The organism is Eubacterium sp. AF16-48 (genome assembly GCF_003479405.1).
Taxonomy (GTDB): Bacteria; Bacillota; Clostridia; order Lachnospirales; family Lachnospiraceae; genus Eubacterium_G; species Eubacterium_G segne.
This window is the reverse complement of sequence record NZ_QUHB01000013.1, coordinates 19,380-45,206: the sequence shown is the minus strand read 5'-3', so window position 1 is coordinate 45,206 and position 25,827 is coordinate 19,380. Positions and strand designations below refer to the sequence as shown.

Sequence of the window (25,827 nt, the reverse complement as noted above, 5' to 3'; positions counted from 1 at the left end):
AGGTTTCATTTTGTTTCCTCTCTTTCATTTTATATTCTGCATATCGTGTAAATCCACGAATTGCTTCGTTGCTTCGCAACTTGCGCAATTCTGCACACACTCTGTCTTTTACATATCGTGTAAATCCACGAATTGCTTCGTTGCTTCGCAACTTGCGCAATTCTGCACACATGCGGATTTTCAAAATTTTCTTGCGAAAATTTTTTCATCCTTATGTGTTTGCAGGTTGTTAATAAAATAACTTTTCTCAGCGAGCTGGAAAAGTTATTTTATTTCAACCTTTGGATTTACACGTTTATTTCCGCGCTCATTCCAAGTATGTCTTTGTTTGCCTCTAAAATAGGATTTATTTCATTGGCAAGGAATTCGTCTACCTGTTCAGGTGAACGTCCCACATACTTACTTGGATTCATGGTTTTCTGAAGGTCTTCTAATGACATATTGAAAGCTTCATCATTAGCAATAAGTTCAAGGAGGTTGTTATCAAGCCCCTTCTGCTTAACGTTAGCTCCTGCCTCCATTGAAAGTTCACGGATTTTCTCGTGAAGTTCCTGTCTGTCTCCTCCTGCCTTAACTGCATCCATCATAATATTTTCTGTTGCCATAAACGGAAGTTCACTCATAAGTCTCTTTTCAATAACCTTATCATAAACAACCAATCCATCCACAACGTTTAAGTACAAATCTAAAATTCCATCAATTGCAAGGAATGATTCCGGAACACTAAGTCTCTTGTTAGCTGAGTCATCTAATGTTCTCTCAAACCACTGTGTAGCTGATGTAATGGCAGGATTTAATGCTGTAACCATTACATAGTTAGCCAATGAAGCAATTCTCTCGCTTCTCATTGGATTTCTCTTATAAGCCATAGCTGATGAACCAATCTGATTTTTTTCAAAAGGTTCCTCAATTTCCTTTAAGTGCTGTAATAATCTGATATCATTTGAGAACTTGTGAGCACTTGCTGCAATACCTGCTAATATATTAAGAACTCTTGTATCCATTTTTCTTGAATATGTCTGTCCTGATACAGGGAAGCACTTCTCAAATCCCATTTTCTTTGCAATTTTCTTTTCTAATTCTTTAATCTTTTCATGGTCACCCTCAAAAAGTTCAAGGAAACTTGCCTGTGTTCCTGTTGTTCCCTTACTTCCTAAAAGCATCATTCCATCTAATACATAATCTAAATCATCTAAATCAAGCTTTAATTCCATAAGCCATAATGTTGCTCTTTTACCAACTGTTGTAGGCTGTGCCGGCTGAAAATGTGTAAAGGCAAGTGTAGGCTGTGATTTATATTTATCAGCAAACTTAGCTAATTCATTAATTACATTTATAAGTTTCTTTCTAACAAGTTTAAGGGCTTCAGTCATTACAATAATGTCTGTATTGTCCCCAACATAACATGAGGTTGCACCAAGGTGAATAATTCCCTTAGCTTTAGGACACTGCACACCATATGCATACACATGTGACATTACATCGTGACGTACGATTTTTTCTCTTTCCTTTGCAACATCGTAATTAATGTCTTCTGCATGTTCCTTTAACTCGTCAATTTGTTCCTGAGTAATGTTGAGACCTAACTCCATCTCTGATTCTGCAAGGGCAATCCATAATCTTCTCCATGTTTTAAATTTCATGTCAGGTGAAAAAATGTACTGCATTTCTTTACTTGCATATCTCTCTGATAATGGACTGTTATATCTGTCGTTCATAAATCCTCCTTGTTGCGCTTTGCGCTGTTATTTCTGATATACGCCTCTAATATCTTCAGTAGGCGGTTCTAACGGATATTCTCCCGTAAAGCAACCTTTACATATAGCCTGTCCTCCGGACAGTTCCTCTAATCGTTCAACCTTTAAATAACCAAGGCTGTCACAACCGATTACATCTCTTATTTCATCTATGGTTCTATGATTTGCAATAAGCTGATCCTTAGATGGAATATCTGTTCCAAAGTAACATTCACTGATAAATGGCGGTGAACTGATACGCATATGAACCTCTGTAGCTCCTGCATCTCTTACCATCTGCACAATTCTGTCACTTGTGGTTCCTCTTACAATTGAGTCATCAATCATAATAACTCTCTTGCCTTTTACTACTTCCTTTAACACATTTAATTTAACACGTACACTTGACTCCCTGCTTTTTTGCTGTGGCTTAATAAATGTACGTCCCACATAACTGTTTTTAACAAATGCTGTTCCATAAGGTATTCCTGACTGCATTGCGTATCCCATTGCTGCAGCATTTCCTGATTCCGGAACACCAACTACTATGTCTGCATCCACCGGACTGTCCATTGCCAAGAACTTACCTGCCATAATTCTTGAGTCGTAAACATTTACGCCATCAATATATGTATCCGGTCTTGAAAAATATATATATTCAAAAACACATCTTGCCTGTTCATCCGGTTTAAGACACATAGACTTGTCAGAACGTATTCCTTTTTCGTCTATGGTTACTACCTCTCCCGGTTCAACGTCTCTTACAAATTCTGCACCAATAGTATCAAGGGCACAGGTTTCTGACGCAAGAATGTAAGCGTTATCTCTTTTTCCAATGCAAAGGGGTTTAAATCCATATGGGTCTCTTGCACCAATTAATTTTCTAGGGCTGGATACAACTAAAGCATAGGCACCTTTAAGTTTTTTCATTGCATTTACTACTGCCTGCTCAGCTGTTTTGGTTTTGATTCTTTCTCTTGCTATAAGATAAGCAATAACTTCTGAATCGATGGTTGTTTGAAAAATAGCTCCTGTATATGCTAATTCTTCACGAAGTTCATTGGCATTAATAAGATTTCCGTTATGGGCAAGCATCAATGTACCCTTTACATAGTTAAGTACCAATGGCTGTGCATTACCTGGAATGCTGTCACCTGCTGTGGAATATCTGCAATGTCCCACGCCTATATTTCCCTTTAGACTGCTAATATTATTCTGGTCAAAAACTTCATTTACAAGTCCCATTCCTTTTAACAGGTCTACTTTTCTCGGGCCTTTGGTGTCTGATACTGCAATACCACAGCTTTCCTGTCCTCTGTGCTGGAGTGCAAATAATCCATAGTAAATAGTGGAAGCAACATCATTGCCATCAAAATCATAAATACCGAACACTCCACATTCTTCATGAGGCTTATCCGGTTCCCAAGTCATACTAACATCTCTCTGTTCCATTATTTTCTCCCTCAAAAAATAAAAGAGAAGAATGAAAATAAATCTATTTATTTTTCACCTTTCTCCTTCATAAGTCTAAAATATTTTTCAGTTGCGGCTTTGACACCACGCATACATTATAATTCTAAGGTGAAAGAAAATCAATACTGATTTTGAAGGTGAAGATGCATGCGTAAGATGCGTGTTTTTGAAGCGCTTTTGAAGTGGAAGATGCGTGGAAGATGCAAGGGAAATACAAAAGTAATGCTTGATGTGAGGGTTCTGTAATAGTTGAAATTAACTCTAGTGAGGTGTACCGGGCTACTATTGTAGCTGAAATTAACTCTAGTGAGGTGTACTGGGCTACTACATAATAAATAAAATATGAATTTCTACCGGGATTTAACTATAAAATTGCTATTTTCCTGGTTAATTGTCTTGCCCATAACTATAAACAAAAAAAGGATCAAATCCTGCCTAATCGCAGAACTTAACCCTTTTATGTTTTGAACTTAATTCTTTTATAGTCATCCGGGAATGATACAATTTAAAATTCCTATAGATTTTTTAAATTGTCCCTGGCATGGGTTCAATCCAAAACACCTATTACCAGAACACCCTTTCCCTATTCCTCTATTTAATTTGCTGTCTTAATTATAAAAGTTCCTTTAATAATTTATTTACCACTGCCGGATTTGCCTTACCCTGAGTTGCCTTCATAGTCTGACCTACTAAAGCACCAATTGCCTTACCTTTTCCGGAGCGTACATCTTCCACTGCCTTTGGATTTTCCTCAATAACTTTCTTTACTATTTCTCTTAAAGCATCCTCGTCGTTATCCTGCTTCATGCCATGTTCTTCCACGTACTTTTCAGGATCAACGTCTGTCTTAAACATTTCTTCAAAAACTTCTTTTGCAGCGCCTCTGTTGATAACACTATCTTCAATAAGCTTAATAAGCTTTGAGAGATTTGCTGCTGAGAACTTTATCTGGTCAGGATCAATGCCTTCCTCCTTGCAAAGTCTCATTGTTTCGCCCATAATCCAGTTACTTACTTCTTTAGGCTTGTTGCCAAGGGCAACTGTTTCTTCAAATAAATCAGCTAAAGGCTTATACAATGTGATAATATCCGCATCATATTCAGGAAGTTCAAACTCTTCCACATATCTTGCCATTTTTTCGTCCCTAAATTCAGGCTCGCGGGATTTTACTTCCTGAAGCCACTCTTCACTGATAATTACAGGAACTAAATCAGGGTCAGGGAAATATCTGTAATCCTGAGCATCTTCCTTCGAACGCATTGCGTAGGAATACTCCTTTGTATCATCCCATCTTCTTGTTTCCTGAATAACCTTCTCACCTGCTTCAATTAAATCAATTTGTCTTTCCGTTTCATTTTCAATGGCACGGGCAATTGCCTTAAATGAGTTAAGGTTCTTCATTTCAGTTCTTGTACCAAATTCCTTAGCTCCAACCTCTCTGACTGATAAGTTTACATCAGCTCTCATGGAACCTTCATTAAGCTTACAGTCAGATGCTCCAAGATACTGAATAATCAGGCGAAGCTTTTCAAGATAAGCAACAACCTCATCTGCACTTCTCATATCCGGTTCAGATACAATTTCAATAAGAGGCACACCTGAACGGTTTAAATCCACTAATGAGCAATCGTAAAAATCGTCATGAATTAATTTTCCCGCATCTTCCTCCATATGAATTTCATGTATCCTAACCTGCTTAGTTTCTCCATTATCACCTTTGATTTCAACGTATCCGTTAGTACAAATAGGCTTGTACAACTGGGAAATCTGATAGTTTTGTGGATTGTCCGGGTAGAAATAATTCTTTCTGTCAAATTTTCCGTTTCTTGTAATGTCACAATTTGTAGCAAGTCCTACTGCCATTGCGTACTCAACCACCTGCTTATTTAAAACAGGGAGTGAACCCGGCATACCTGTACAAACAGGGCATGTATGTGTATTTGGTGCTCCTCCAAATTCCGTTGAACAGGAGCAGAATATTTTTGTTTTCGTTGCTAACTCTACATGAACTTCAAGTCCAATGACTGTCTCGTATGCTTTCATTTTGCTCCCTCCTAATCTCTTTCTTTGGCAATATCACATCTGTTGTAGTCTCTTGACTGTTCAAATGCATATGCTGCTCTTATTATATTATTTTCCTTAAAGCAGTCTCCAATAATCTGCATTCCAATTGGAAGTCCCTTACTATCCATGCCGCAAGGAACCGAGATTCCCGGAAGACCTGCTAAGTTGACGGAAATAGTATATATATCTCCAAGGTACATTTTAATCGGGTCTGACAAACTATCCCCTAACTTTGGTGCTGTAGTAGGTGCCGCCGGTCCGATAATCACATCATACTTAGCAAACGCCTCATCAAAAGCTTTCTTTATTAAGGCTTTTGTTCTAAGTGCCTTTAAGTAATATGCATCATAATATCCTGAACTTAAAACAAATGAGCCAAGCATTATTCTTCTTTTTACTTCCTCACCAAATCCTTCAGAACGTGTTTTTTTGTACATATTGTGAAGACCGTTATATTCCTTAGTTCTATAGCCATATTTTACTCCGTCAAATCTTGCAAGGTTTGAGCTTGCCTCTGCTGCCGCAATAACATAATATGCAGGAATGGCATATTCAACCAGACTTAAATCAAACTCTTCAACTATGGCACCTTTTTCTTCTAATACCTTTACGGCATTCATTATGCTTTCTTTAACTTCTTTATCAAGACCTTCTCCAAAGTAATCCTTCGGAATACCAATCTTCATTCCCGCCACATCATCAACAAGGGCTGATGTAAAATCATATTTTTCTCTTTTAACTGATGTAGAATCCTTTGAATCATATCCTGCTATTGTTTCAAGAATGGTAGCACAGTCAGTAACATCCTTTGCTACCGGTCCAATCTGGTCAAGAGATGAACCATAGGCAATAAGTCCGTAACGGGAAACTGTTCCGTATGTTGGCTTAATACCTGTTACTCCACAGAAAGAACTTGGCTGTCTTATGGAACCACCGGTGTCTGAACCTAAAGCATATGAACATTCCTCTGCTGCAACTGCCGCACAGGAACCACCTGAAGAACCTCCCGGAACATGTTCCGTATTAAATGGATTCTTTGTTACTCCATAATAGGATGTTTCCGTTGTACTTCCCATGGCAAATTCATCCATGTTAGTCTTTCCTATTATAATGGCACCGGCTTCTTCTAACTTCAAAACCGCTTCTGCCGTATATGTGGGATAAAAATTTGAAAGAATCTTTGAACTACATGTAGTTAAAACATTCTCTGTACACATATTATCCTTTATTGCCACAGGTACACCTGCAAGAGGTGATGTAAGTTTTCCTGCATCAATCTTTTTCTGCACTTCTTCTGTTTTTTTTAAAATCTCTTCCTTATTTAAAACAGTAACATAACTGTTAATGTTTTCCTCCACTGCTTCAATCTGGGCGAATGCATCAAGAACCGCATCTTTAACCTTAACTTCGCCGCTCTTAATCTTCTTTCCCAGTTCAACAGCTGTTAAACTCATTAAACTCATATACAAATCTCCTAATGTTTATAAAAACTATTATTCTTCAAAAGTTTTTGGAACTACAAAAGCACCATCTCTTTCTTCCGGTGCATTCTTTAATATATTGTCCCTGTCATCGCCATTTGTTACAACGTCTTCCCTGAATACATTGCTAACAGGAAAAACATGACTCATAGGCTCAACACTGCTTGTATCTAATTCATTTAACTTATCAATATAGTCAAGCATTTTTCCCATATCTGCTTTTGCTTTTTCCTTTTCTTCGTCAGACAATTCCAGCTTTGCCAAAATTCCAACATACTCAATTGTTTCATCTGAAATGATATTAGCCATCATTACCTCCTTGTACTATGCCCTCCACACAAAAAGGCATAATTTTTACACTTAACTTATATCTTAAAAAATATCTAATCAAATGTCAATTTTAATTAGAAAGAAGTTAATAATAATTAGTAGCATATTCACATCATAATTAAAAATTTGTTACATTGACATTTTTCGTCACGGGACTTATACTAACTCTATCTATGTGATTATGGATAAAAGAAACTATTAATAAGGAGAAAACAATGAAACTTATTATTCAGGTGCCTTGTTATAACGAGGCAGAAACTTTGGAAATCGCTTTAAATGATTTGCCTAAACACATCGACGGTATTGACACAATAGAATACTTAATTATCAATGACGGCAGTGCGGATAATACTGTAGAAGTTGCAAAGAACTGGGGAGTAAACTATGTAGTAAACTTCAAACAGAATAAAGGTCTGGCTAAGGGATTTATGGCAGGACTTGATGCATGTCTTAGAAATGGTGCAGATATTATTGTAAACACTGATGCTGATAATCAGTATTGCGGAGATGATATTGAGAAACTTGTTCGTCCTATCTTAGACGAAAAAGCTGACATTGTAATAGGTGAACGTCCTATTGATAACACGGCACATTTCTCACCTTTAAAGAAAAAACTTCAGCATTTAGGAAGCTGGACTGTAAGAGTTGCATCTCATTCAGATATTCCTGATGCTCCTAGCGGATTTAGGGCATACAGCCGTGAAGCTGCTATGAGACTTAATGTTGTAAATGAATACACATATACTTTAGAGACTATTGTTCAGGCAGGAAGAACAAAGATGGCAATGACATCTGTTCCTATCAGAACTAACCCTGAACTTAGAAAATCAAGATTATTCAGTAGTATGTTTGGTTACGTTAAGCGTTCCACTGTTACTATTGTAAGATCATTTATGATGTACAAGCCTCTTAAGTTCTTTGGAATTATAGGTGGAATCCTTTTTCTTTTAGGTGTTACCCTTGGAATAAGATTCCTTGTATATATGTTTATGGGAAGTGGAAATGGTCACATCCAGTCGCTTATATTAGCAAGCACATTCATTCTTATGGGTGTTCAGACATTTATTATTGCACTTCAGGCTGACAACATTGCCGCTAACCGAAAGATTCTTGAGGATGTACAGTATCATGTACGTAAATTAGATTATGATTCTGAAAAAGACAAACAGGAGCAGAAATAAATGAGAGACGTTTTTATCGGCATTACTGCAGCTTCATACAGTGGTAACAAGGGAGCTGCCGCAATGCTTCAAAGTTCAATAAAGCAGTTGCATGATATTTACGGCGACAGACTTAACATTAATCTTATGTCTGTGTATCCGGGCGAGGACAAAAAGCAGTTGCCTTACGACTTTATTAATATAACTTCTACCAAACCGGAACAGCTTCTATTTATAGCTTTTCCTTTGGCCGTTTTATATAAGCTTTTAAAATGGTGTCCTCCTATAAAAAAACTTATTGCAAAAAATAAAATAATAAAAACTTACTTAAAAACCGATTTGGTTGTAGACGAAGCAGGTATTTCTTTTGTAGACAGCCGTGGATTTGTAATGAACACATACGCTTTTGTATGTGCCGCTGTTCCTATGCTTGTAGGAACTCCCGTTGTTAAATATTCACAGGCTCTTGGTACTTTCAAAAATCCATATAACAAATTTCTTGCTAAATGGATTTTGCCAAAGTTAAAACTTATCTGTGCCCGTGGTCAGAAAACCTATGATAACCTTATGGGCATCGGCGTTAAGGATAATGTAAAGCTCTGCGCCGACGGAGCTTTTTCCATGGAAGACAGTCCATATTGGAATGAGGAAGTAAACAGGGTTTGCAGTGAAGATTCTTTTTACAATGACAATGTTGTGGGGCTTTCCATTAGTTCAGTTGTGGAGAAGAAATGTACAAAAATGGGAATTGCCTACAAGGATACCATGGTTTCTTTTATTAACTGGTTAAATTCTAAAGGATATAATGTTGTTCTAATTGCCAATGCTGCAAGAGTTAACAGTGAAAAGTCAAGAAACAATGACCTGATGGTGGGAGATGCCATTTATGCTGATGTAGCTGACAAGGATAAGGTTCGCTGGTATCACAAGGAAATGGATGCAGAAGAAATCAGGGCATATATCGGAAAATGCCGTTTTCTGGTAGCTTCAAGATTCCATGCCATGATTGGTTCCCTTGAGCAGAAGGTTCCTGTACTTCTTATTGGCTGGAGTCATAAATATCAGGAAGTTCTTGATATGTTTGAGCTGGGTCAGTACGCCATTGACTTTTCTAAATTGGAATTGTCAGAGCTTGAAAAAAGCTTTAACGACTTTGTTTCAGCAGAAGATGATATTCGTAAAAAGCTTGACAAAAATCTTGACAGTGTTCTTGCAAGTTCAAGAAATAATATTAAATACATTAGCGAAATCATTGACGAAATTATGGCAAAGCCTTACAAAAAAGCTAAACTTCTGGATTTTAAAAACCCTGATAAATATATCGGTCCTCATATAGGATGTAAGAAGGGATATGGAACCAATGAGGGAATCAGAGCCAATGCAGCTTCCGGCGGTATGGTTACATCATTACTTTGTAATCTGTTAAAGCACGGAGACATTGATGGTGCATGGGTAACTAAAACTGATTTTGTAAACGGTGAATTATCATACAAGACTTATGTTGCAACTACAGAAGAAGAAATACGCGATGCTTCATCTTCTGTTTACATGACTATTCCTCTTCTAAAACATATTGATGTAATAAAGAATTTTAACGGAAAAGTTGCGGTTGTTATGACACCTTGTATGCTTCGTGGATTAGATGCCATACTAAAAAAGGACGATGCTTTAAGAGAGAAGGTTGTTCTTAAACTTGGATTATATTGCAGTGGTACCCACTCACCAAAAGCTACTACTCTTTCCATGGAGAAGTCAGGCATTCCATCTGAGGATGCTACCCGTCTTTATTACAGACGTGGACATTGGCGTGGTACCTCAAGTGTTATATACAAAGACGGCAGCGAAAAGCAGTTTTCATATTCAAAAACTATTTGTGCTTACAAAAATGCCTACTTTTTTGAAAAAGACAGTTGTATGTACTGTCAGGATCACTATGCTAATTCCAGTGATATAAGCTTTGGTGATATTTGGCTTAAAGAAATGAAGGGCAATCCTATTAAACACACAAGCTGTGTTATCAGAACTCAGAAGGCTTATGATTTTCTTGAACGTGCCATTAAAGACGGTGACATTTATGCAGAGCATATTAGCGACAGAGATATGGTAAGAAGCCAGAAACGTGCTTTAGTATTTAAGTTTAATGCTGCTAAGGCTAAGATGAATGCCGCACTTGATACCTCTGATAAATGTAAATGGAATCACAGGCTTGCCTTCCGTCTTGCAGAAAAGAACAAAAAGTATTCAGAAAAGCACTACGATAAGCTTGCTAAAAAACCAACCTGGTTTATTTACTACTATATGTGCTTTATAAGGGTACTTCTTAGTTTTTAGGAGATTATAATGAAACAATATTTTAAAAATAACAAAGATAAAATTCTCAAAATAAGTAAAATTGTTTTCCTTATTCTTGTAGTGATTTTTCTTGCAAAATATTTTGCCACAAACATTGATGACATTAAGAAGCTTGATTTTAAAATGAACTGGGGTGTTTTTGCCCTGTCAATGATTTTCTATTTTATTTACAAGATAACTCTTGCGTCACTGTGGCATTATATAACTTATTTAAATGATTCATCTATTAAATATAAGGATGCGGTAGTCAGCTATCTTTACTCCATTCTTGGGAAATACATTCCGGGGAAGGTCTTTATGTTAGCTGCACGTATTCCGGCATACGAAAAAGCCGGAGTTAAAATGAGAAAAGTTACTATATGCTTTTTCCTTGAAAACATATGCACTCTCTTAGGAGCTGCTTTTCTCTTTCTTATATCTCTGTTCTTTTTCCCTAATGCAGTTTTAAAGGATTACATGTGGGCAGTTGTTGCTCTTATTGTTGTTTTCTTTATCTGTATTAATCCAAAGATTATTAACTTCTTTTTAAGAATCCTTGGAAAAGCCATTAAGAAGGATGATATGGAAATTCCAATGACATATCTTCAGATGATTAAGGTTGTTGTTTTATTTATTGGTAACTGGCTCATAGTGGGAATGGGATTTTACATGCTTGTTTATTCCATTTATCCGGTTCCAATCAGTGAAGCCCTTTACTGTGGTGGAATTTATGGATTGTCTGCAATAATCGGTATTCTCGCCATTTTCACTGTTTCAGGTCTTGGGGTAAGAGAAGGTATCATTGCTGTTGGACTTGCTCTTATAATGCCTAACAGCTACGTTGTAATCGTATCTATTATTTCAAGATTATGGGCAACTGTGGCAGAGCTTATACTTATTTTCATTGCCTTTATAATAACTAAGATTATGGCTTTTAGGGAAAAGAAAAACATTGCAAGCAAATAAAATTATTTAATACAGATTATATAAAATACTGAAGTGGAATTTTCTCATTTCAGTATTTTTTTCATTGAAAAAAGCTTCTCTTGTATGTATAATATCCTTATAGTTATGGTCGGAATAAAACTAAATATTTACAAGCAGGGAGGACAATTCTATGATTAAAAACAAGATTGTTAAATATTATGCCAGAAAAGACAGAAATATTGCCATTAAGGTAATTAACGGTCATTTTGTTACTACACATTCACACTTAAATTATTATCTGGATATGACTACCATGAAAACCCGTCAGAACGAGGCTGAACGTATCGCCATTGCTCTAAAGGATTACTACAATGTTATGGGAAAACCTATCGATACTATTGTATGCCTTGACAATTGCGAAGTCATAGGTGCATTTCTTGCCAGTGAACTAAGCCGTTCCGGAGTATTATCCATGAACGCCCACAAGACTATTTATGTGGTTACTCCTGAGTTTAATGCCAACGGTCAGATGATTTTCAGGGATAATTTAAAGCCTGAAATTTACGGAAAAAATGTACTGCTTCTTTTAGCTTCTGCCACTACCGGCAAAACAGTAAGAACCAGTATTGAATGTATTGAATATTACGGTGGTATTCTTCAGGGGATATCCGCCATTTTCAGTGCTGTAGATTCCATTGACGGACACAGAATCGATGCTTTGTTCAGAGCTGAGGATATTCCAAACTATGAGGCATATCCATCCCATGACTGCCCTATGTGTAAAGCCGGTCAGTCTGTTGATGCCTTAGTAAACGGCTACGGATATAGCGAAATATAAAGTAAATAATTGTGATAATATAAAAATGCCCAGGTTGTATAAGGCATTGCAATGATAGAAAAAAAGACTTTGACTGTAATCAGACAGAGTCTTTTTCTATGTCTAAAGTCCGCACAATAAAAAATGATGTAGCCCGTGTTATTCGGATTACATCACTCTTTTTAAATATGATATTATTAACTCCCGGAAAAATATATTTTTTATATTTCTACATTAATTTGTCATCATAAACAGCTCTTTCACCGCCAATATATTTTGGTCTTACTCTTGCTGCCAAAACCAGGGCTTCTCCTAACTTATTGTTTTCCAGACGTACCGGAACTGCAACCTTCTTTAAATGCATTCCTATAAGAGTGCCGCCAATATCAATTCCTGCATCAGCCTTTATTTCTTCCACCACAACAGGATTCTTAAATGTCTTATACGCCGTAGTTCCAAAAGAACCACCTGCCTTTGGCTGTGGCACAACGTTAACAATTTCTGCAAAAGGAACTGCTTCTCTCTCCACTACTATTGCCCTGTTAAGATGTTCACAACACTGTGCTGCTAAGTATATTCCCTTTTCTTCCAGCACACTGTACAATCCTTTAAACAATGCCTTGGCAACTTCCAAATTAGAATTGCTTCCTATTTTGTCACCACAAACTTCACTAGAGGAGCATCCCACCACAAGAATCTGTCCTTTTTTTAATTTTGCCTTTTCTATAATTTCATTGGCAATATTTTCTGCCTGCTTTGTAATTTCTGAATACATAATAGCCTCCTCTTTTAATGTATAAAATTCTTCCACATCAAAATACATTATAGCAGTGAATGGTATTATTAATATGCCCAATTTATGCAAAAATTATATTATCAGTTTTAAGATTCTGCGTAGAAAATAGCACAGTCTACAGCCTTTTTCCATCCTGCAATTTTCTTTTCCACAATATTTTCATCCATTTTTCTCTGGAATCTTCTGTCAATTTCCATATTCTCCACTATCTCCGCCTTACTACTCCAATATCCTGTAGCAAGTCCTGCAAGATATGCCGCACCAAGGGCTGTAGTTTCTATTACTTTAGGTCTTGCAACGGTCTTTCCTGTAATGTCTGACTGAAACTGCATTAAAAGATTGTTTGCACAGGCTCCACCGTCAACCTTTATGGAGGTTATTTCATCTCCGAAATCCTGTTCCATTGCCTTTAATACATCATATGTCTGGTATGCAAGAGATTCCAGGGTTGCCCTTACAAAATGCTCCCTTTTAGTGCCTCTTGTTATTCCCACTACCGTTCCTCTTGCTTCCTGTTTCCAATATGGAGCTCCCATACCGGTAAATGCCGGAACTACATACACTCCTCCTGAATCTGAAACCTTTGAAGCCACATCCTCACTGTCTGATGCATTGTCAATCATTCGCATTTGGTCCCTTAACCACTGAATGGATGCACCTGCCACAAACACACTGCCTTCTAAAGCGTACTCTGCCTTATCTGTAGATGCGGCAATGGTAGTAATCAAACCGTTTTTTGACTCTACCGGAGTATTGCCCGTATTCATTAACAAAAAGCATCCTGTCCCATATGTATTTTTTACATCTCCCCTGTTAAAGCACCCCTGTCCGAAAAGTGCTGCCTGCTGGTCTCCTGCCACACCGCTTATAGGAATTTTTTTGCCCAAAATATCCTCTTTAGTATATCCGAAGACTCCGCTGGAAGGCTTTACCTCCGGTAACATATTTTGGGGAATATCAAGAATTTTTAGCAAATCTTCATCCCACTTTAACTGTTTTATGTTAAAAATCATGGTTCTTCCTGCATTGGTGTAATCTGTAGCATGAATTTCACCGCCGCTTAATTTCCACATAAGCCATGAATCAATTGTTCCAAATAAGAGCTGCCCTTTTTGCGCCTTAACCTTTGCTCCCTTAACGTTGTCTAGTATCCATTTAATTTTTGTTCCTGAAAAATATGCATCAGGCACTAAACCTGTTTTTTTTCTTATTTCGTCCTTATAGCCTTTAGCTATTAAATCATCAACTATATCTGCCGTTCTTCTGCACTGCCATACAATTGCATTATATATAGGTTTTCCTGTATCTTTGTCCCAAACCACTGTGGTTTCACGCTGATTCGTTATTCCTATGGCCTCTATATCCTCTCCTGTGGCCCCTGATTCCTTCATTACCTCTTCCATGGTGAGAAGCTGTGTCATCCATATTTCCTCAGGATTGTGCTCAACCCAGCCGGGATTAGGAAAAATCTGTTCAAATTCTTTATTTGCCTGGGCTATAATTCTGCCTTTTTTATCAAATAAAATAGTTCTTGAGCTAGTGGTTCCCTGGTCTAATGCCATAATATATTTTCCCATGTTCATCCTCCGTACATTAATAATCCGTAACAGAATAATTGTAATTCATTTTAATTAATTTGGCAAACTTTAGGCAATAGAAAAAAGCTGCCATATTTGCTTTTTTGCATCTATGACAGCCAAATCTATTTAAAGCAACAGGTAAATACCTTATTGCCTGCTGCACCCTATAAATACAGCCAATAGACTTTTCATAATCTTATTCTATTCAGTTTTTAGTTAAGTGTTACTGTTAATCTTCATAATTAATAAAATTTAACGGGTCAACAGTTTCACCATCTTTAGCTATTCCAAAGTAGACATTGTCTCCTTCTTTTGTGTAATATCTTGTAGGAGAATTAACATAAGCAATTGTCTGACCTGCCTCAACATAATCTCCGGCTGCCACCTCAGGATTTACTATCTGTCCATAGGTTGCAATATACCCATTACCAATTGCCTGATTTATGCATACTCCCAACTCGTCATCTTCATCAATAGCAGTAATAACTCCGGCTGCTGCCGCTTTAATTGCAGTACCCTTAGCACTTTGGATTACAATGCCCGGATTACACTTGTATTCATTTAATGTTGAATAATATACAGTGCTTTCCATATCATAAGGGATTAATATGCTTCCCTCTACCGGCCACAACAACTTACTGTTTTTGTCAAATTTAAGAGATTTTATTTGTGCTGCAGCAGCTTCTGACAAGCCATACATATAATCATCACCTTTGGCATTTGATTCAGTGTTTTCGTCTACTACCTTATTTGCATCTGCTACATTAGTGTCATTTTTTACCGTTCCAAAGTAGCTTTCTAAATCTGCCACACGGTCCCCTTCTGTTGTTGTTTCTTCAACTACATTCTGTGCTGCTTCTACATTTTTATCATCTGCAGTAGTTGCAACGTTTTCTGCTTTTTTTAAATTAACGACATTTCTCTGACCTTTCTGTCCTATAAAATATGTTCCTGTGGCCACTACTGTTAATGCCATCACGCAGACAACGATTGCTGCAATAAATTTCTTATCCATACTCATCACCTCATTGATAGTATGACCGCTATATTACAAATTTATGCAATTAATTTTAATTTTCCACTATAGAAGCATCATAAAACCTTTCCAAAATCTCCTTCCAGGTTTTTCCTTCCCCTGCAAGGCCTGCACCATATGTAAGACTCATTCCAAAGCCATGACCTACACCTTTTGTGGTAATTCTTATCCCCTTTTCATATTCTTCAATAGTCATGTCAGTGGATTGCAATCCCAGAGCCTTTGCAAAAACACCTCCTTCCACAACCGTATCTCCGATTTTTACAATTTTCACATAGCCGCTTTTGTCCCTGTTGCTAATATCAATAAGCCCTAACAGCTCCTTTGTACTAACATTTTTGTCCACAAAAATTTCCTTCTTATCTTTATAGGCTATAATTCCCTGTTCCTTAAGCACATTTCCAAACTCCCCGGTTTCAAAATATTTTATTCCTATGTAATTTTCCTGCTGAATATCATTCCCGCATTTTTCTCTTTTTAAGTATTCATATTTTTTTCCCAGAACTTCACTGCCACTTCTGGTTTGTCCGTTACTGGTTTGATGAAATAGAGGAAGTATTATCTCACCATTACTTTTTAACACCATGCCATTTGTTTTTTTAATAATTCCATATAAGTATTGTGTATTTTCCCTGTAGGGTATGCTTTTTCCCATTCCTGATATGTTACATAATATTCCCCTTATATTTCTCAAATTATTCTTTTTATATTTAGCAAACCACATCTCCCTCAGCTTTCCATAGCTTATATAAGGTAAGGACAATTCCTTTGCATTTATTGAGTCCTTCTTTCCCATTTTATTTATAATATATGTTCTTATTACCACCGCCTGTGCCTTTAATAGCTCCTGAGGGCTGTCAATAGGTAACTGCGCCATTAATACACAGGGAATAAAATATTCTACATCTATTTTTTTTGTAACTGTATCATCAGATAAGATTACATACTTACCTGACAAAACTATATTATTATCATTTTCCGGTTTGCTATTAATCCTGCCTAAAAGCATTGTAAGTATCACCGGAAATAATATAACTAAGGTTCCATACAAAATTACATATTTATTTTTTACTTTAATCTTTTTTCTCCCATATATGTGTTCTTTATAATATATTTGTAATAATGTCAAAAAAGACGTGTACATATTACATTACAAAAGATACTTATTTACCATTTTTTCTAAAATAATCATATTGAGCGGTGAATCTGATGCCTCTAAGGTTATCAGCAGTTTTTCCCCGGGATATATCTCATTTTTCTGAAAACATTCTATTTTCTTTATTGCATTTTTCGCATATTCATAATCATCCATCATTCCAAAATGCTCCAGATAATATTCTTTTTTTGTTCTTACATTGAGTATTTTGAAATCCGGCACCACATATCCATATCCCTTTAAATACAAGGGTTGCTCGTAAACATATGGTATTTTCTTCATATATAATTTATCAGCAATTATCTTTTCAGACTTTGAGCGAACCGCCTCCCCTTTTTCAGTTATTATTGCATTATCTCCACCAATTAAAATATACTTTTCACTTACTTTACTCATGTTTTGTTCTTTTAATTCATTCTGCTCCTGTTGCCATGTAACAGCATATTCTTTATCTGATAATACATAAGGGGTTATAAACATTTTTTTCTTGTGAGAAATATCTTCATACGCCTTCATTGTCTCTTTAAACTCATATTTGTTTAGCATATTCTCTATACAATTCCGATTATTTTGAATAATTGTCCATACCCTTTTTTCATATTCTTTCTGAACAAGCTTCGGAATTATGTCCTTATTACTTTTATTAATATATTGTCGGGTTCCGTCCTCTCTTTGCCAATAATACTGATATGTATTTTTATTTTCAATAGCATAAATACTGCCCTTAGGAGCATATCTTAATTTCTTTTCACATTTACAAAATCTAGAATCCTGTAATTATCCTTATTTCACTTAAAATCAACAGAAACCGGCAGGTAAGCCTCTCATAACACATTTGCCCCAGTATGTAGCATCTCCTCAACCTGCCTTAGCTCACAAAAAAAGATATATGCAGCCCTTAAACACTGCATATATCTTTTTTTATAATTTCATATATTCAATTAGTCCATCTTTACTTCAACTTTTTGAAGATGCCATATATCATCAACATATTCTTCAATTGTTCTGTCAGATGTAAACTTGCCTACATTTGCAACATTAAGTATAGCTGATTTAGCCCAGCCTTCTTCGTTTCTGTAAGCTTCTTCTACCTTCTTCTGTGCTTCTGCATAAGAACGGAAATCCTTTAAGATGAAGTATCTGTCAGCAACACCTGTCTCTTCTTTTGTAAGAAGTGAATTGTAAATAGGTCTGAACAATTCAGGATTCTGTGGTGAATAGAAGCCGTTAATTAACTGCATAAGCACTCTTCTAATATCCATATCTGAATTGAAAATTTCCATTGGATCATATCCGCCGTTATTTTCATAACTAATAACTTCATCAGATGACATACCGAAAATAAATGCATTCTCTGCACCAACTTCTTCAACAATTTCCACATTAGCTCCATCCATTGTTCCCAATGTTAAAGCACCGTTTAACATAAACTTCATATTACCTGTTCCTGAAGCTTCTTTAGATGCAGTAGAAATCTGTTCGCTGACATCAGATGCTGCAAATATAATTTCTGCATTTGATACACGGTAATTTTCAATAAATACAACCTTAATTTTTCCGTTGATTGATGCATCATTATTAATAACATCAGCAACACTGTTTATTAATTTAATTGTAAGTTTTGCAATCTTGTATCCTGCTGCTGCTTTAGCTCCGAAAATAAATGTTCTTGGATAGAATTCCATTTCCGGATGATCTTTAATCTGATTGTACAAATACATAACATGCAAAATATTAAGTAACTGACGTTTATATTCGTGAAGTCTCTTAACCTGTACGTCAAATATTGATCTCGGGTCTACTTCAATTCCGTTATGCTGTTTAATATATTTAGCCAGACGTAATTTATTCTGATATTTAATATTCATAAACTCTGCCTGTGCCTTTTTATCATCAGCATAAATTTCAATTCCCTTAATCTTTGGAAGGTCTGTTATCCAGTCATCTCCCACCTTATTTGTAACCCAGTCAGCTAAAAGTGGATTTGCATGAAGTAAAAATCTTCTCTGAGTGATTCCGTTTGTTTTGTTATTAAACTTCTCCGGCATCATTTCATAGAAATCTTTAAGCTCCTGCTTTTTAAGAATTTCAGTATGAAGCTTTGCAACACCGTTTACTGAATAACCTGCACAAATAGCAAGATGTGCCATTTTAACCTGACCATCATAAATAATAGCCATCTTTGCAACCTTTTCGTGATTTCCAGGATACTTCTGCTCAATTTCCTGACAGAATCTCCTATTGATTTCCTCAATAATCTGGTAACATCTTGGAAGAAGTCTTGAGAACAATTCAATTGGCCACTTTTCAAGAGCTTCGCTCATAATTGTATGGTTAGTATAAGCTACGCACTTTGTTGTAACTTCCCATGCGTCATCCCATCCTAAATAATATTCATCCATTAACAGTCTCATAAGTTCTGCTACTGTAAGAGTCGGATGTGTATCGTTCATCTGGAAAACTACTTTTTCATGTAATTTCTTTATATCATCATGATTTTTCAAATATTTCTTAATTGCTGTCTGAAGTGAAGCAGAAACAAAGAAATACTGCTGTTTAAGTCTAAGTTCTTTTCCTGCATAATGATTGTCATTAGGATAAAGAACTTCTGTAATTGTCTTTGCCAGATTTTCCTGCTCAACTGCTGCCATATATGCACCCTTGTCAAACTCTTCAAGGTTAAAATGTACAACAGGCTCTGCATCCCATATTCTAAGGGTATTTACTACATTATTTCCATATCCAACTATAGGCATATCGTAAGGAACAGCCATTACTGCCTGATATCCTTCCTGAACAAAGAAGTTTCTTCCATCCCTGTATTCAATATTAACGTGACCACCAAATCTTACTTCACATGCATATTCTTCACGTTTAATTTCTAACGGATTAATATGTCTTAACCAATCCTCCGGAATTTCCTTCTGGAATCCATCTTCAATCTTCTGCTGGAACATTCCGTATTTATATCTGATTCCACATCCATATGCCGGATAATTAAGTGTAGCAAGGCTGTCAAGGAAACATGCTGCAAGTCTTCCAAGACCACCGTTTCCAAGAGCCGCATCAGGTTCCTGATCCTCAATAACATTAAGGTCAAGTCCTAATTCCTCAATTGCTTCCTTAATTTCATTTCTGCTTGATAAATTGATTATCATATTGCCCAATGCTCTTCCCATGAGGAACTCCATAGAAAGGTAATAAAGTGTTCTCCCATCCGCTTTATCATATGCCTTCTGTGTAGCAATCCACTGGTCAATTACAATATCCTTTACTGCGTAAGCAACACATACAAACTTATGTCTGTCACTTACTTCGTCTAAAGTCTTACGATAGAGCATTTTTGCCTCATCCTTAACTCTACGCTTAAACTCTGACTTGAATTCTTCCTCTTTACTAACTAAATTCTTACTTGCCATTTTCTCTCCATTTCCAATTAGGGGAACGGTATGCTTTATACACCGTCCCCCTTAATTATAAACAATTTACTGCTCTTTTATTTAAGAGATCTTCTCAACGCCTAAACTTACGTTTTCACCGTTGATATTCCACTCTTTACTATACCCACTCATTTTACCAAATTCTACCTTTTCTGCCAACACTTCTAATTTAATTTCGTCAAGATTGTTGTTAATAATGTCCTCAATTTTAGCATTTTTATCTACATTCACTATAATCTTATCCATTACTTCAAATCCGGCTTCCTTACGCATTGTCTGAATCTTACTGATAACTTCTCTTACAAAGCCTTCTTCAATAAGCTCTTCTGAAAGATTTGTGTCAAGAACTACTGTTACATTGCCATCACTTTCTGAAACGTAGCCTTCAACCTGTGCCATATCTATAAGTAAATCCTCTTTCTCAAGAACCACTTCATTTCCGTCAAAATCAAAGGTCAACGGTTCACCGGCATTTATTTTATCCATTGCTGCATTTCCGTCAAGGTTTGCCAATGCTTCCTTAATCTTCCCTAAGAATTTACCGTATTTAGGTCCTACTGTTCTAAGCTGTGGTTTAAATGAGTAAGATGTAAACGCTCTTACATCCTCAGTAAACTCTACTTCTTTTATATTCAATTCTTCTGTAATTATTTCCTTAAAGAATTCAGGTAATTCAAATCCTGCCTTTACAAACATCTTTCCAATAGGCTGTCTGTTTTTGATATTTGATTTATTTCTGCAGGCACGTCCAAGAACTACTATCTTAAGAACTCTTTCCATGTTTTCTTCTAATTCTTTGTCAATGTGAGCTTCATTAACCTTCGGGAAGTCACAAAGATGAATTGATTCTTTAGCACTCTTATCCACGCTTCTAACTAAGTTCTGGTAAATATCCTCTGTCATAAACGGAATCATAGGTGCTGCTGCCTTTGCCACAGTAACTAAAGCTGTATAAAGTGTCATGTAAGCATTAATCTTATCCTGTGGCATATCCTTTGCCCAGAATCTTTCTCTTGAACGTCTTACATACCAGTTTGACATTTCATCAACAAAATCGTCTAGTGCTCTTGCAGCCTCAGGGATTCTGTAATTTCCAAGATTGTCATCTACAGCCTTAACCATAGAATTCATCTTTGACAATAACCACTTATCCATTACTGATAATTTATCGTAATCAAGAGTGTACTTAGTTGGGTCAAATTGATCAATTTCTGCGTATAATACATAGAATGCATATGTGTTCCAAAGTGTACCCATAAATTTACGCTGTCCTTCTTCCACTGCCTTACCATGGAATCTGTTTGGAAGCCATGGTGCTGAATTAATGTAGAAGTACCATCTGATTGCATCTGCGCCATATTTTTCTAATGCCTCAAAAGGATCAACTGCGTTCCCTTTTGACTTACTCATCTTCTGACCGTTTTCATCCTGAACATGTCCTAAAACAATTACGTTTTTGTATGGAGCCTTGTTAAATAACAATGTTGACTCTGCCATAAGTGAATAGAACCATCCTCTTGTCTGGTCTACAGCCTCTGAAATAAAGTCTGCCGGGAACTGCTGTTCAAATAATTCCTTATTTTCAAACGGATAATGATGCTGTGCAAATGGCATTGCACCACTGTCAAACCAACAGTCAATAACTTCCGGTACTCTCTTCATTGTGCCGCCACATTCTTTACACTTAAAAGTAACCTTATCTATATATGGTCTGTGAAGTTCAACCTTTGCGTCATCCGGATTTCCACTTTTTTCTGCTAACTCTGCCCTGCTACCAATTGATTCCTGACATCCGCAGTCACAGCATTCCCAAATATTAAGTGGTGTACCCCAATAACGGTTTCTTGAAATACCCCAATCCTGAACATTTTCAAGCCAGTTTCCAAAACGTCCTTCTCCAATTGATTTTGGAATCCAGTTAACTGTATTATTATTTGCAACTAAATCATCTTTAACTGCTGTCATCTTAATAAACCATGATTCTCTTGCATAGTAAATAAGTGGTGTATCACATCTCCAACAGTGTGGATAATCATGTTCAAATTTAGGTGCATCAAAAAGCTGTCCCTTAGCATCAAGGTCTTTTAAAACCTCAGGGTCTGCTTTTTTAACAAACAGACCTGCAAAAGGTGTCTCTTCTGTCATTTCACCCTTATCATTTACAAACTGTACAAATGGCAGTTCGTATTTACGTCCTACATTGGCATCATCCTCACCAAATGCCGGTGCAATATGAACAATTCCTGTACCATCACTCATTGTAACGTATGTGTCACATGTTACATAGAAGCCTTTCTTTCTCTGCTTGTCTGCCACCTGCTTAGCGCAATCATATAATGGCTCGTATTCTTTTCTTTCTAAATCAGCACCCTTCATAGTTTCAAGAACTTCGTATGCCGGTGCATCATCTGTAGCTAATTTTCCAAGTACGTTATCTGCTAAAGCTTCTGCAATATAATATGTGTAACCGTCATTAGCCTTAACCTTAATATATGTGTCGTTAGGGTTTACACACAATGCAACGTTAGATGGAAGTGTCCAAGGTGTTGTTGTCCATGCAAGGAAATAAGCATCCTCTCCTACCACCTTGAACCTTACTATTGCTGAACGCTCCTTAACACTCTTATATCCCTGTGCCACTTCCTGTGATGAAAGAGGTGTTCCACATCTAGGACAATAAGGAACGATTTTAAATCCTTTATATAATAATTTTTTATCCCAGATAGTTTTAAGAGCCCACCATTCTGACTCAATAAAATTGTCATCATATGTTACATATGGGTTATCCATATCTGCCCAGAAACCAACTGTTCCTGAGAAGTCTTCCCACATGCCTTTATATTTCCAAACGGATTCCTTACACTGTTTAATGAAAGGTTCCATTCCGTATTCTTCAATCTGTTCTTTTCCGTTAAGTCCAAGTTTCTTTTCTACTTCTAATTCTACTGGCAATCCATGGGTATCCCATCCGGCTTTTCGTGGTACCATATGACCCTTCATAGTCTGGTAACGTGGAATCATATCTTTAATAACACGTGTTAATACGTGACCGATATGTGGTTTTCCGTTAGCTGTAGGAGGTCCGTCATAGAATGTATATGTTTCTCCTTCCTTACGGCTATCCATACTCTTCTTGAAAATGTCATTATCTCTCCAGAACTTCTCTGTCTGTTTCTCCCTCTCAACAAAGTTAAGATTGGTTGATACTTTCTTGTACATTTTGTACTCCTTTCATTTCTATTTTACATAAGACCGTAATGGTCAGCTTTGCTTGGTTTCGGCATTGAGCCTTGCGTACTCATAGACCTTCGGTCTATTTCGCCTGGGGCTTTGCCTCGTTTCTCCAGCATTGAGCCTTGCGTACTCATAGACCTTCGGTCTATTTCGCCGCGGGCTTCGCCTCGTTTCTCCAGCATTGAGCCTTGCGTACTCATAGACCTTCGGTCTATTTCGTCGCGGGCTTCGCCCTATTCCACAGAATAAATAATCAGGGCATTATGCAAGCATATGCCTTGATTATTTATTCTGTGGAGCAAGGCTCATTGCCAACGCGTAAAAGGCTTCCGTCCTGCAAAGGACGAAAGCCTGTAATTTTCGTTTAACCACCTTTAACAGCATACTCGGAATAACCCTTTATATGTGCTCCCTTTAACGGAGGATACCGTCAACGCCTACGAAAATACTTCGGGTTGCAACTCCAGAGTGATTTTCATATATCAGCTACTCATATCCGCTCTCACCATCAACGGACTCTCTTTGATTTTTACTGATAAATTACTGTCTCTATCAAAGTCTTTTTTATTCATATATCAAACTTTATTTTATGATAAAGTTTGATGGTTGTCAACCATATAGTAATATAATTTATTATATATATCAAACAATTAAAACACCCACATAATAAATAATGCAGCAAACCGGGAAAAAGTGATTTTTCGTAAATGTCCCGGTAGGAATCGATACTTCACAGGCTGTAATCAGTGAATTGAGCCAGGAAATCATTGATTTCATGAAAAATTCCCGGTAGAAGTCGCTTCTTCACAGGCTGTAATCAGTGAATTGAGCCAGGAAATCATTGATTTCATGAAAAATTCCCGGTAGAAGTCGCTTCTTCACAGGCTGTAATCAGTGAATTGAGCCAGGAAATCATTGATTTCATGAAAAATTCCCGGTAGAAGTCGCTTCTTCACAGGCTGTAATCAGTGAATTGAGCCAGGAAATCATTGATTTCATAAAAAATTCCCGGTAGGAATCGACACTTCACAGGCTGTAATCAGTGAATTGAGCCAGGAAATCATTGATTTCATAAACATTTTCTGGTAATTTTCATAAAGATTTGCCCATATAATCTTAAGCCCACCTGAACATACACATAACTCTTAACCAAAATCTTATTTCCCCTTAAGGATTTACAACTCCCCCATTCCAGCCATATTCCACAGGTTGCTTTAAATAATAAGGATTTTTCCTGCTTAAAACTTCTGTATTATGAAGTATGTTATTGTATATGTAATTATGCTGATTTTGATTATTTGCCATGTTATTTAAATAGAAATAATTTGCTATTTGTGCTACTGATATGGAACGTACGTTTTCGCTGTATATAATAGCTGTTTTAGCTTCGCCATCGGTATTATATTCTGCCGTAACAAAGGTTCTTATATGAATACTGTTAGCCACAAAATCATTCATCATTTCCATTGTACGCACATAATATGTATTTTCTTTATCATCAATATTCCAGTTTATGGCTATTCCTTTTTCCTCCATATACCCAAATGTAGGACTTAAATTATTTCCATTAAAATTATATTTTTTTATTCCTCTGTACCTAAAGCCCATATTAAGGGATGAATAATCCGTAGGGTCAAGTAATGTATATGTATTATTTAACTTATCTTTACTTTCGTAGCCTGTTGTATTAGGGTCAAGTGTGTATATGGTTCCATATTCCTTTACTTTGTAATCCACACCATTTAAAGTTATAATACTTCCCTTGTTCGGTGCATTTCCCACTACCCTGAAAGCAATGTTTAACTCATCTGTATTGTTAGACATTCTTATTTGAAAACCGGTTATTCCTACTTTAGAGCTTATAAGGGTTTCCTCTGCCTTTACACAATTTCCCATAATTCCACCTAAAGCAATAAATGCTAATATAATAAAAATATTTCCCGCTTTCTTTAACATACTTTATCCTTTCATAAATCCTGTTTTTACAAATTGCGCACCGACATTAATAAAAACATCGATGCGTAATCTAATTGCCTGTTATATATTATATATCACTAAAATATTTTAGTTTATTACATTCCTCCACCTGAATGTGGTAAGTTAGGTAATGTGGTAACTTCCGGAATTGACAAATCCTGATCTGATTTTGTAACAACATCACCATCAATTATATCTACCATGGTTCTTGTATTAACATCAAATCTATTGACAACAATTTCCGGTGTTTCATATTTATTACGTTTCATAATATCATTCTCCTATCATA

The 25,827-nt window shown here is 36.4% G+C and carries 18 protein-coding genes and 1 other annotated feature; of the genes, 4 read left to right on the top strand and 14 right to left on the bottom strand.

Features of this window, described 5'->3' with window-relative positions; genetic code table 11:
• Nucleotides 1-287: 287 nt before the first annotated feature.
• From purB to gatC, 5 genes are all read right to left on the bottom strand, one after another.
• The gene (purB, locus tag DWW68_RS11810; protein ID WP_118589875.1) at nucleotides 288-1,718 is read right to left on the bottom strand and encodes an adenylosuccinate lyase; all 1,431 of its coding nucleotides are present in this window, start codon (nucleotides 1,716-1,718) and stop codon (nucleotides 288-290) included.
• 27 nt (nucleotides 1,719-1,745) lie between these two features.
• Nucleotides 1,746-3,188, bottom strand: coding sequence for an amidophosphoribosyltransferase (purF, locus tag DWW68_RS11805; protein ID WP_347497913.1), 1,443 nt, complete (start codon nucleotides 3,186-3,188; stop codon nucleotides 1,746-1,748).
• Nucleotides 3,189-3,821: 633 nt separating this feature from the next.
• Nucleotides 3,822-5,252 carry an Asp-tRNA(Asn)/Glu-tRNA(Gln) amidotransferase subunit GatB gene (gene gatB, locus DWW68_RS11800; protein WP_021952125.1) on the bottom strand — a complete coding sequence of 477 codons (1,431 nt, stop codon included), beginning with the start codon at nucleotides 5,250-5,252 and terminating at the stop codon, nucleotides 3,822-3,824.
• An 11-nt stretch (nucleotides 5,253-5,263) separates the two neighbouring features.
• On the bottom strand, nucleotides 5,264-6,736 hold the full coding sequence (gene gatA / locus DWW68_RS11795) for an Asp-tRNA(Asn)/Glu-tRNA(Gln) amidotransferase subunit GatA (protein WP_118589877.1): 1,473 nt from the start codon (nucleotides 6,734-6,736) through the stop codon (nucleotides 5,264-5,266).
• A gap of 30 nt (nucleotides 6,737-6,766) precedes the next feature.
• Nucleotides 6,767-7,063, bottom strand: coding sequence for an Asp-tRNA(Asn)/Glu-tRNA(Gln) amidotransferase subunit GatC (gene gatC / locus DWW68_RS11790; protein ID WP_021952127.1), 297 nt, complete (start codon nucleotides 7,061-7,063; stop codon nucleotides 6,767-6,769).
• 236 nt (nucleotides 7,064-7,299) lie between these two features.
• Here gatC and DWW68_RS11785 point away from each other — a divergent pair, with 236 nt between their 5' ends.
• The 4 genes from DWW68_RS11785 to DWW68_RS11770 all read left to right on the top strand — a co-directional run bounded on the left by DWW68_RS11785 (nucleotide 7,300) and on the right by DWW68_RS11770 (nucleotide 12,340).
• On the top strand, nucleotides 7,300-8,265 hold the full coding sequence (locus tag DWW68_RS11785) for a glycosyltransferase family 2 protein (protein WP_118589879.1): 966 nt from the start codon (nucleotides 7,300-7,302) through the stop codon (nucleotides 8,263-8,265).
• On the top strand, nucleotides 8,266-10,575 hold the full coding sequence (locus DWW68_RS11780) for a polysaccharide pyruvyl transferase family protein (protein ID WP_118589881.1): 2,310 nt from the start codon (nucleotides 8,266-8,268) through the stop codon (nucleotides 10,573-10,575).
• Nucleotides 10,576-10,584: 9 nt separating this feature from the next.
• Entirely contained in the window at nucleotides 10,585-11,541 is a 957-nt protein-coding gene (locus DWW68_RS11775) for a lysylphosphatidylglycerol synthase domain-containing protein (RefSeq protein WP_021952130.1), read from the top strand.
• A gap of 151 nt (nucleotides 11,542-11,692) precedes the next feature.
• Nucleotides 11,693-12,340 carry a phosphoribosyltransferase gene (locus tag DWW68_RS11770; protein ID WP_021952131.1) on the top strand — a complete coding sequence of 216 codons (648 nt, stop codon included), beginning with the start codon at nucleotides 11,693-11,695 and terminating at the stop codon, nucleotides 12,338-12,340.
• Between the two features lie 208 nt (nucleotides 12,341-12,548).
• Here DWW68_RS11770 and DWW68_RS11765 read toward each other — a convergent pair whose 3' ends face one another.
• The 9 genes from DWW68_RS11765 to DWW68_RS13520 form a co-directional block, all read right to left on the bottom strand.
• Entirely contained in the window at nucleotides 12,549-13,094 is a 546-nt protein-coding gene (locus tag DWW68_RS11765) for a TIGR01440 family protein (protein ID WP_021952132.1), read from the bottom strand.
• A gap of 107 nt (nucleotides 13,095-13,201) precedes the next feature.
• The gene (glpK, locus tag DWW68_RS11760; protein WP_118589883.1) at nucleotides 13,202-14,692 is read right to left on the bottom strand and encodes a glycerol kinase GlpK; all 1,491 of its coding nucleotides are present in this window, start codon (nucleotides 14,690-14,692) and stop codon (nucleotides 13,202-13,204) included.
• Between the two features lie 232 nt (nucleotides 14,693-14,924).
• Entirely contained in the window at nucleotides 14,925-15,710 is a 786-nt protein-coding gene (locus DWW68_RS11755) for a peptidoglycan DD-metalloendopeptidase family protein (protein ID WP_021952134.1), read from the bottom strand.
• A 55-nt stretch (nucleotides 15,711-15,765) separates the two neighbouring features.
• Nucleotides 15,766-16,740, bottom strand: coding sequence for a SpoIID/LytB domain-containing protein (locus DWW68_RS11750; protein WP_158576900.1), 975 nt, complete (start codon nucleotides 16,738-16,740; stop codon nucleotides 15,766-15,768).
• Between the two features lie 141 nt (nucleotides 16,741-16,881).
• Nucleotides 16,882-17,403: a hypothetical protein gene (locus tag DWW68_RS11745; protein ID WP_118589887.1), complete on the bottom strand. Its 522-nt coding sequence runs from the start codon at nucleotides 17,401-17,403 to the stop codon at nucleotides 16,882-16,884.
• Nucleotides 17,404-17,828: 425 nt separating this feature from the next.
• Nucleotides 17,829-20,306, bottom strand: a complete 2,478-nt coding sequence (locus DWW68_RS11740) for a glycogen/starch/alpha-glucan phosphorylase (protein WP_118589889.1) — start codon at nucleotides 20,304-20,306, stop codon at nucleotides 17,829-17,831.
• 81 nt (nucleotides 20,307-20,387) lie between these two features.
• Nucleotides 20,388-23,546 carry an isoleucine--tRNA ligase gene (gene ileS, locus DWW68_RS11735; RefSeq protein WP_021952138.1) on the bottom strand — a complete coding sequence of 1,053 codons (3,159 nt, stop codon included), beginning with the start codon at nucleotides 23,544-23,546 and terminating at the stop codon, nucleotides 20,388-20,390.
• A 351-nt stretch (nucleotides 23,547-23,897) separates the two neighbouring features.
• Nucleotides 23,898-24,126, bottom strand: a binding site (T-box leader).
• Between the two features lie 602 nt (nucleotides 24,127-24,728).
• A complete protein-coding gene (locus DWW68_RS11725; protein WP_021951901.1) occupies nucleotides 24,729-25,517 on the bottom strand; it encodes a hypothetical protein in 789 nt (262 codons plus the stop codon).
• A gap of 116 nt (nucleotides 25,518-25,633) precedes the next feature.
• A complete protein-coding gene (locus DWW68_RS13520) occupies nucleotides 25,634-25,807 on the bottom strand; it encodes a hypothetical protein (RefSeq protein WP_021951900.1) in 174 nt (57 codons plus the stop codon).
• Nucleotides 25,808-25,827 lie beyond the last annotated feature (20 nt).

What these genes read in the sequence shown, in the direction of transcription:
- DWW68_RS11775 (WP_021952130.1), top strand. Translation starts at nt 10,585, where the DNA reads ATGAAACAATATTTTAAAAATAACAAAGATAAAATTCTCAAAATAAGT.
- DWW68_RS11745 (WP_118589887.1), bottom strand. Translation starts at nt 17,403, where the DNA reads ATGAAGGCGTATGAAGATATTTCTCACAAGAAAAAAATGTTTATAACC.
- purB (WP_118589875.1), bottom strand. Translation starts at nt 1,718, where the DNA reads ATGAACGACAGATATAACAGTCCATTATCAGAGAGATATGCAAGTAAA.
- DWW68_RS11755 (WP_021952134.1), bottom strand. Translation starts at nt 15,710, where the DNA reads ATGGATAAGAAATTTATTGCAGCAATCGTTGTCTGCGTGATGGCATTA.
- purF (WP_347497913.1), bottom strand. Translation starts at nt 3,188, where the DNA reads ATGGAACAGAGAGATGTTAGTATGACTTGGGAACCGGATAAGCCTCAT.
- gatC (WP_021952127.1), bottom strand. Translation starts at nt 7,063, where the DNA reads ATGGCTAATATCATTTCAGATGAAACAATTGAGTATGTTGGAATTTTG.
- ileS (WP_021952138.1), bottom strand. Translation starts at nt 23,546, where the DNA reads ATGTACAAGAAAGTATCAACCAATCTTAACTTTGTTGAGAGGGAGAAA.
- DWW68_RS11740 (WP_118589889.1), bottom strand. Translation starts at nt 20,306, where the DNA reads ATGGCAAGTAAGAATTTAGTTAGTAAAGAGGAAGAATTCAAGTCAGAG.
- DWW68_RS13520 (WP_021951900.1), bottom strand. Translation starts at nt 25,807, where the DNA reads ATGAAACGTAATAAATATGAAACACCGGAAATTGTTGTCAATAGATTT.
- DWW68_RS11780 (WP_118589881.1), top strand. Translation starts at nt 8,266, where the DNA reads ATGAGAGACGTTTTTATCGGCATTACTGCAGCTTCATACAGTGGTAAC.
- gatA (WP_118589877.1), bottom strand. Translation starts at nt 6,736, where the DNA reads ATGAGTTTAATGAGTTTAACAGCTGTTGAACTGGGAAAGAAGATTAAG.
- DWW68_RS11750 (WP_158576900.1), bottom strand. Translation starts at nt 16,740, where the DNA reads ATGCTTTTAGGCAGGATTAATAGCAAACCGGAAAATGATAATAATATA.
- DWW68_RS11765 (WP_021952132.1), bottom strand. Translation starts at nt 13,094, where the DNA reads ATGTATTCAGAAATTACAAAGCAGGCAGAAAATATTGCCAATGAAATT.
- DWW68_RS11770 (WP_021952131.1), top strand. Translation starts at nt 11,693, where the DNA reads ATGATTAAAAACAAGATTGTTAAATATTATGCCAGAAAAGACAGAAAT.
- DWW68_RS11785 (WP_118589879.1), top strand. Translation starts at nt 7,300, where the DNA reads ATGAAACTTATTATTCAGGTGCCTTGTTATAACGAGGCAGAAACTTTG.
- glpK (WP_118589883.1), bottom strand. Translation starts at nt 14,692, where the DNA reads ATGGGAAAATATATTATGGCATTAGACCAGGGAACCACTAGCTCAAGA.
- gatB (WP_021952125.1), bottom strand. Translation starts at nt 5,252, where the DNA reads ATGAAAGCATACGAGACAGTCATTGGACTTGAAGTTCATGTAGAGTTA.
- DWW68_RS11725 (WP_021951901.1), bottom strand. Translation starts at nt 25,517, where the DNA reads ATGTTAAAGAAAGCGGGAAATATTTTTATTATATTAGCATTTATTGCT.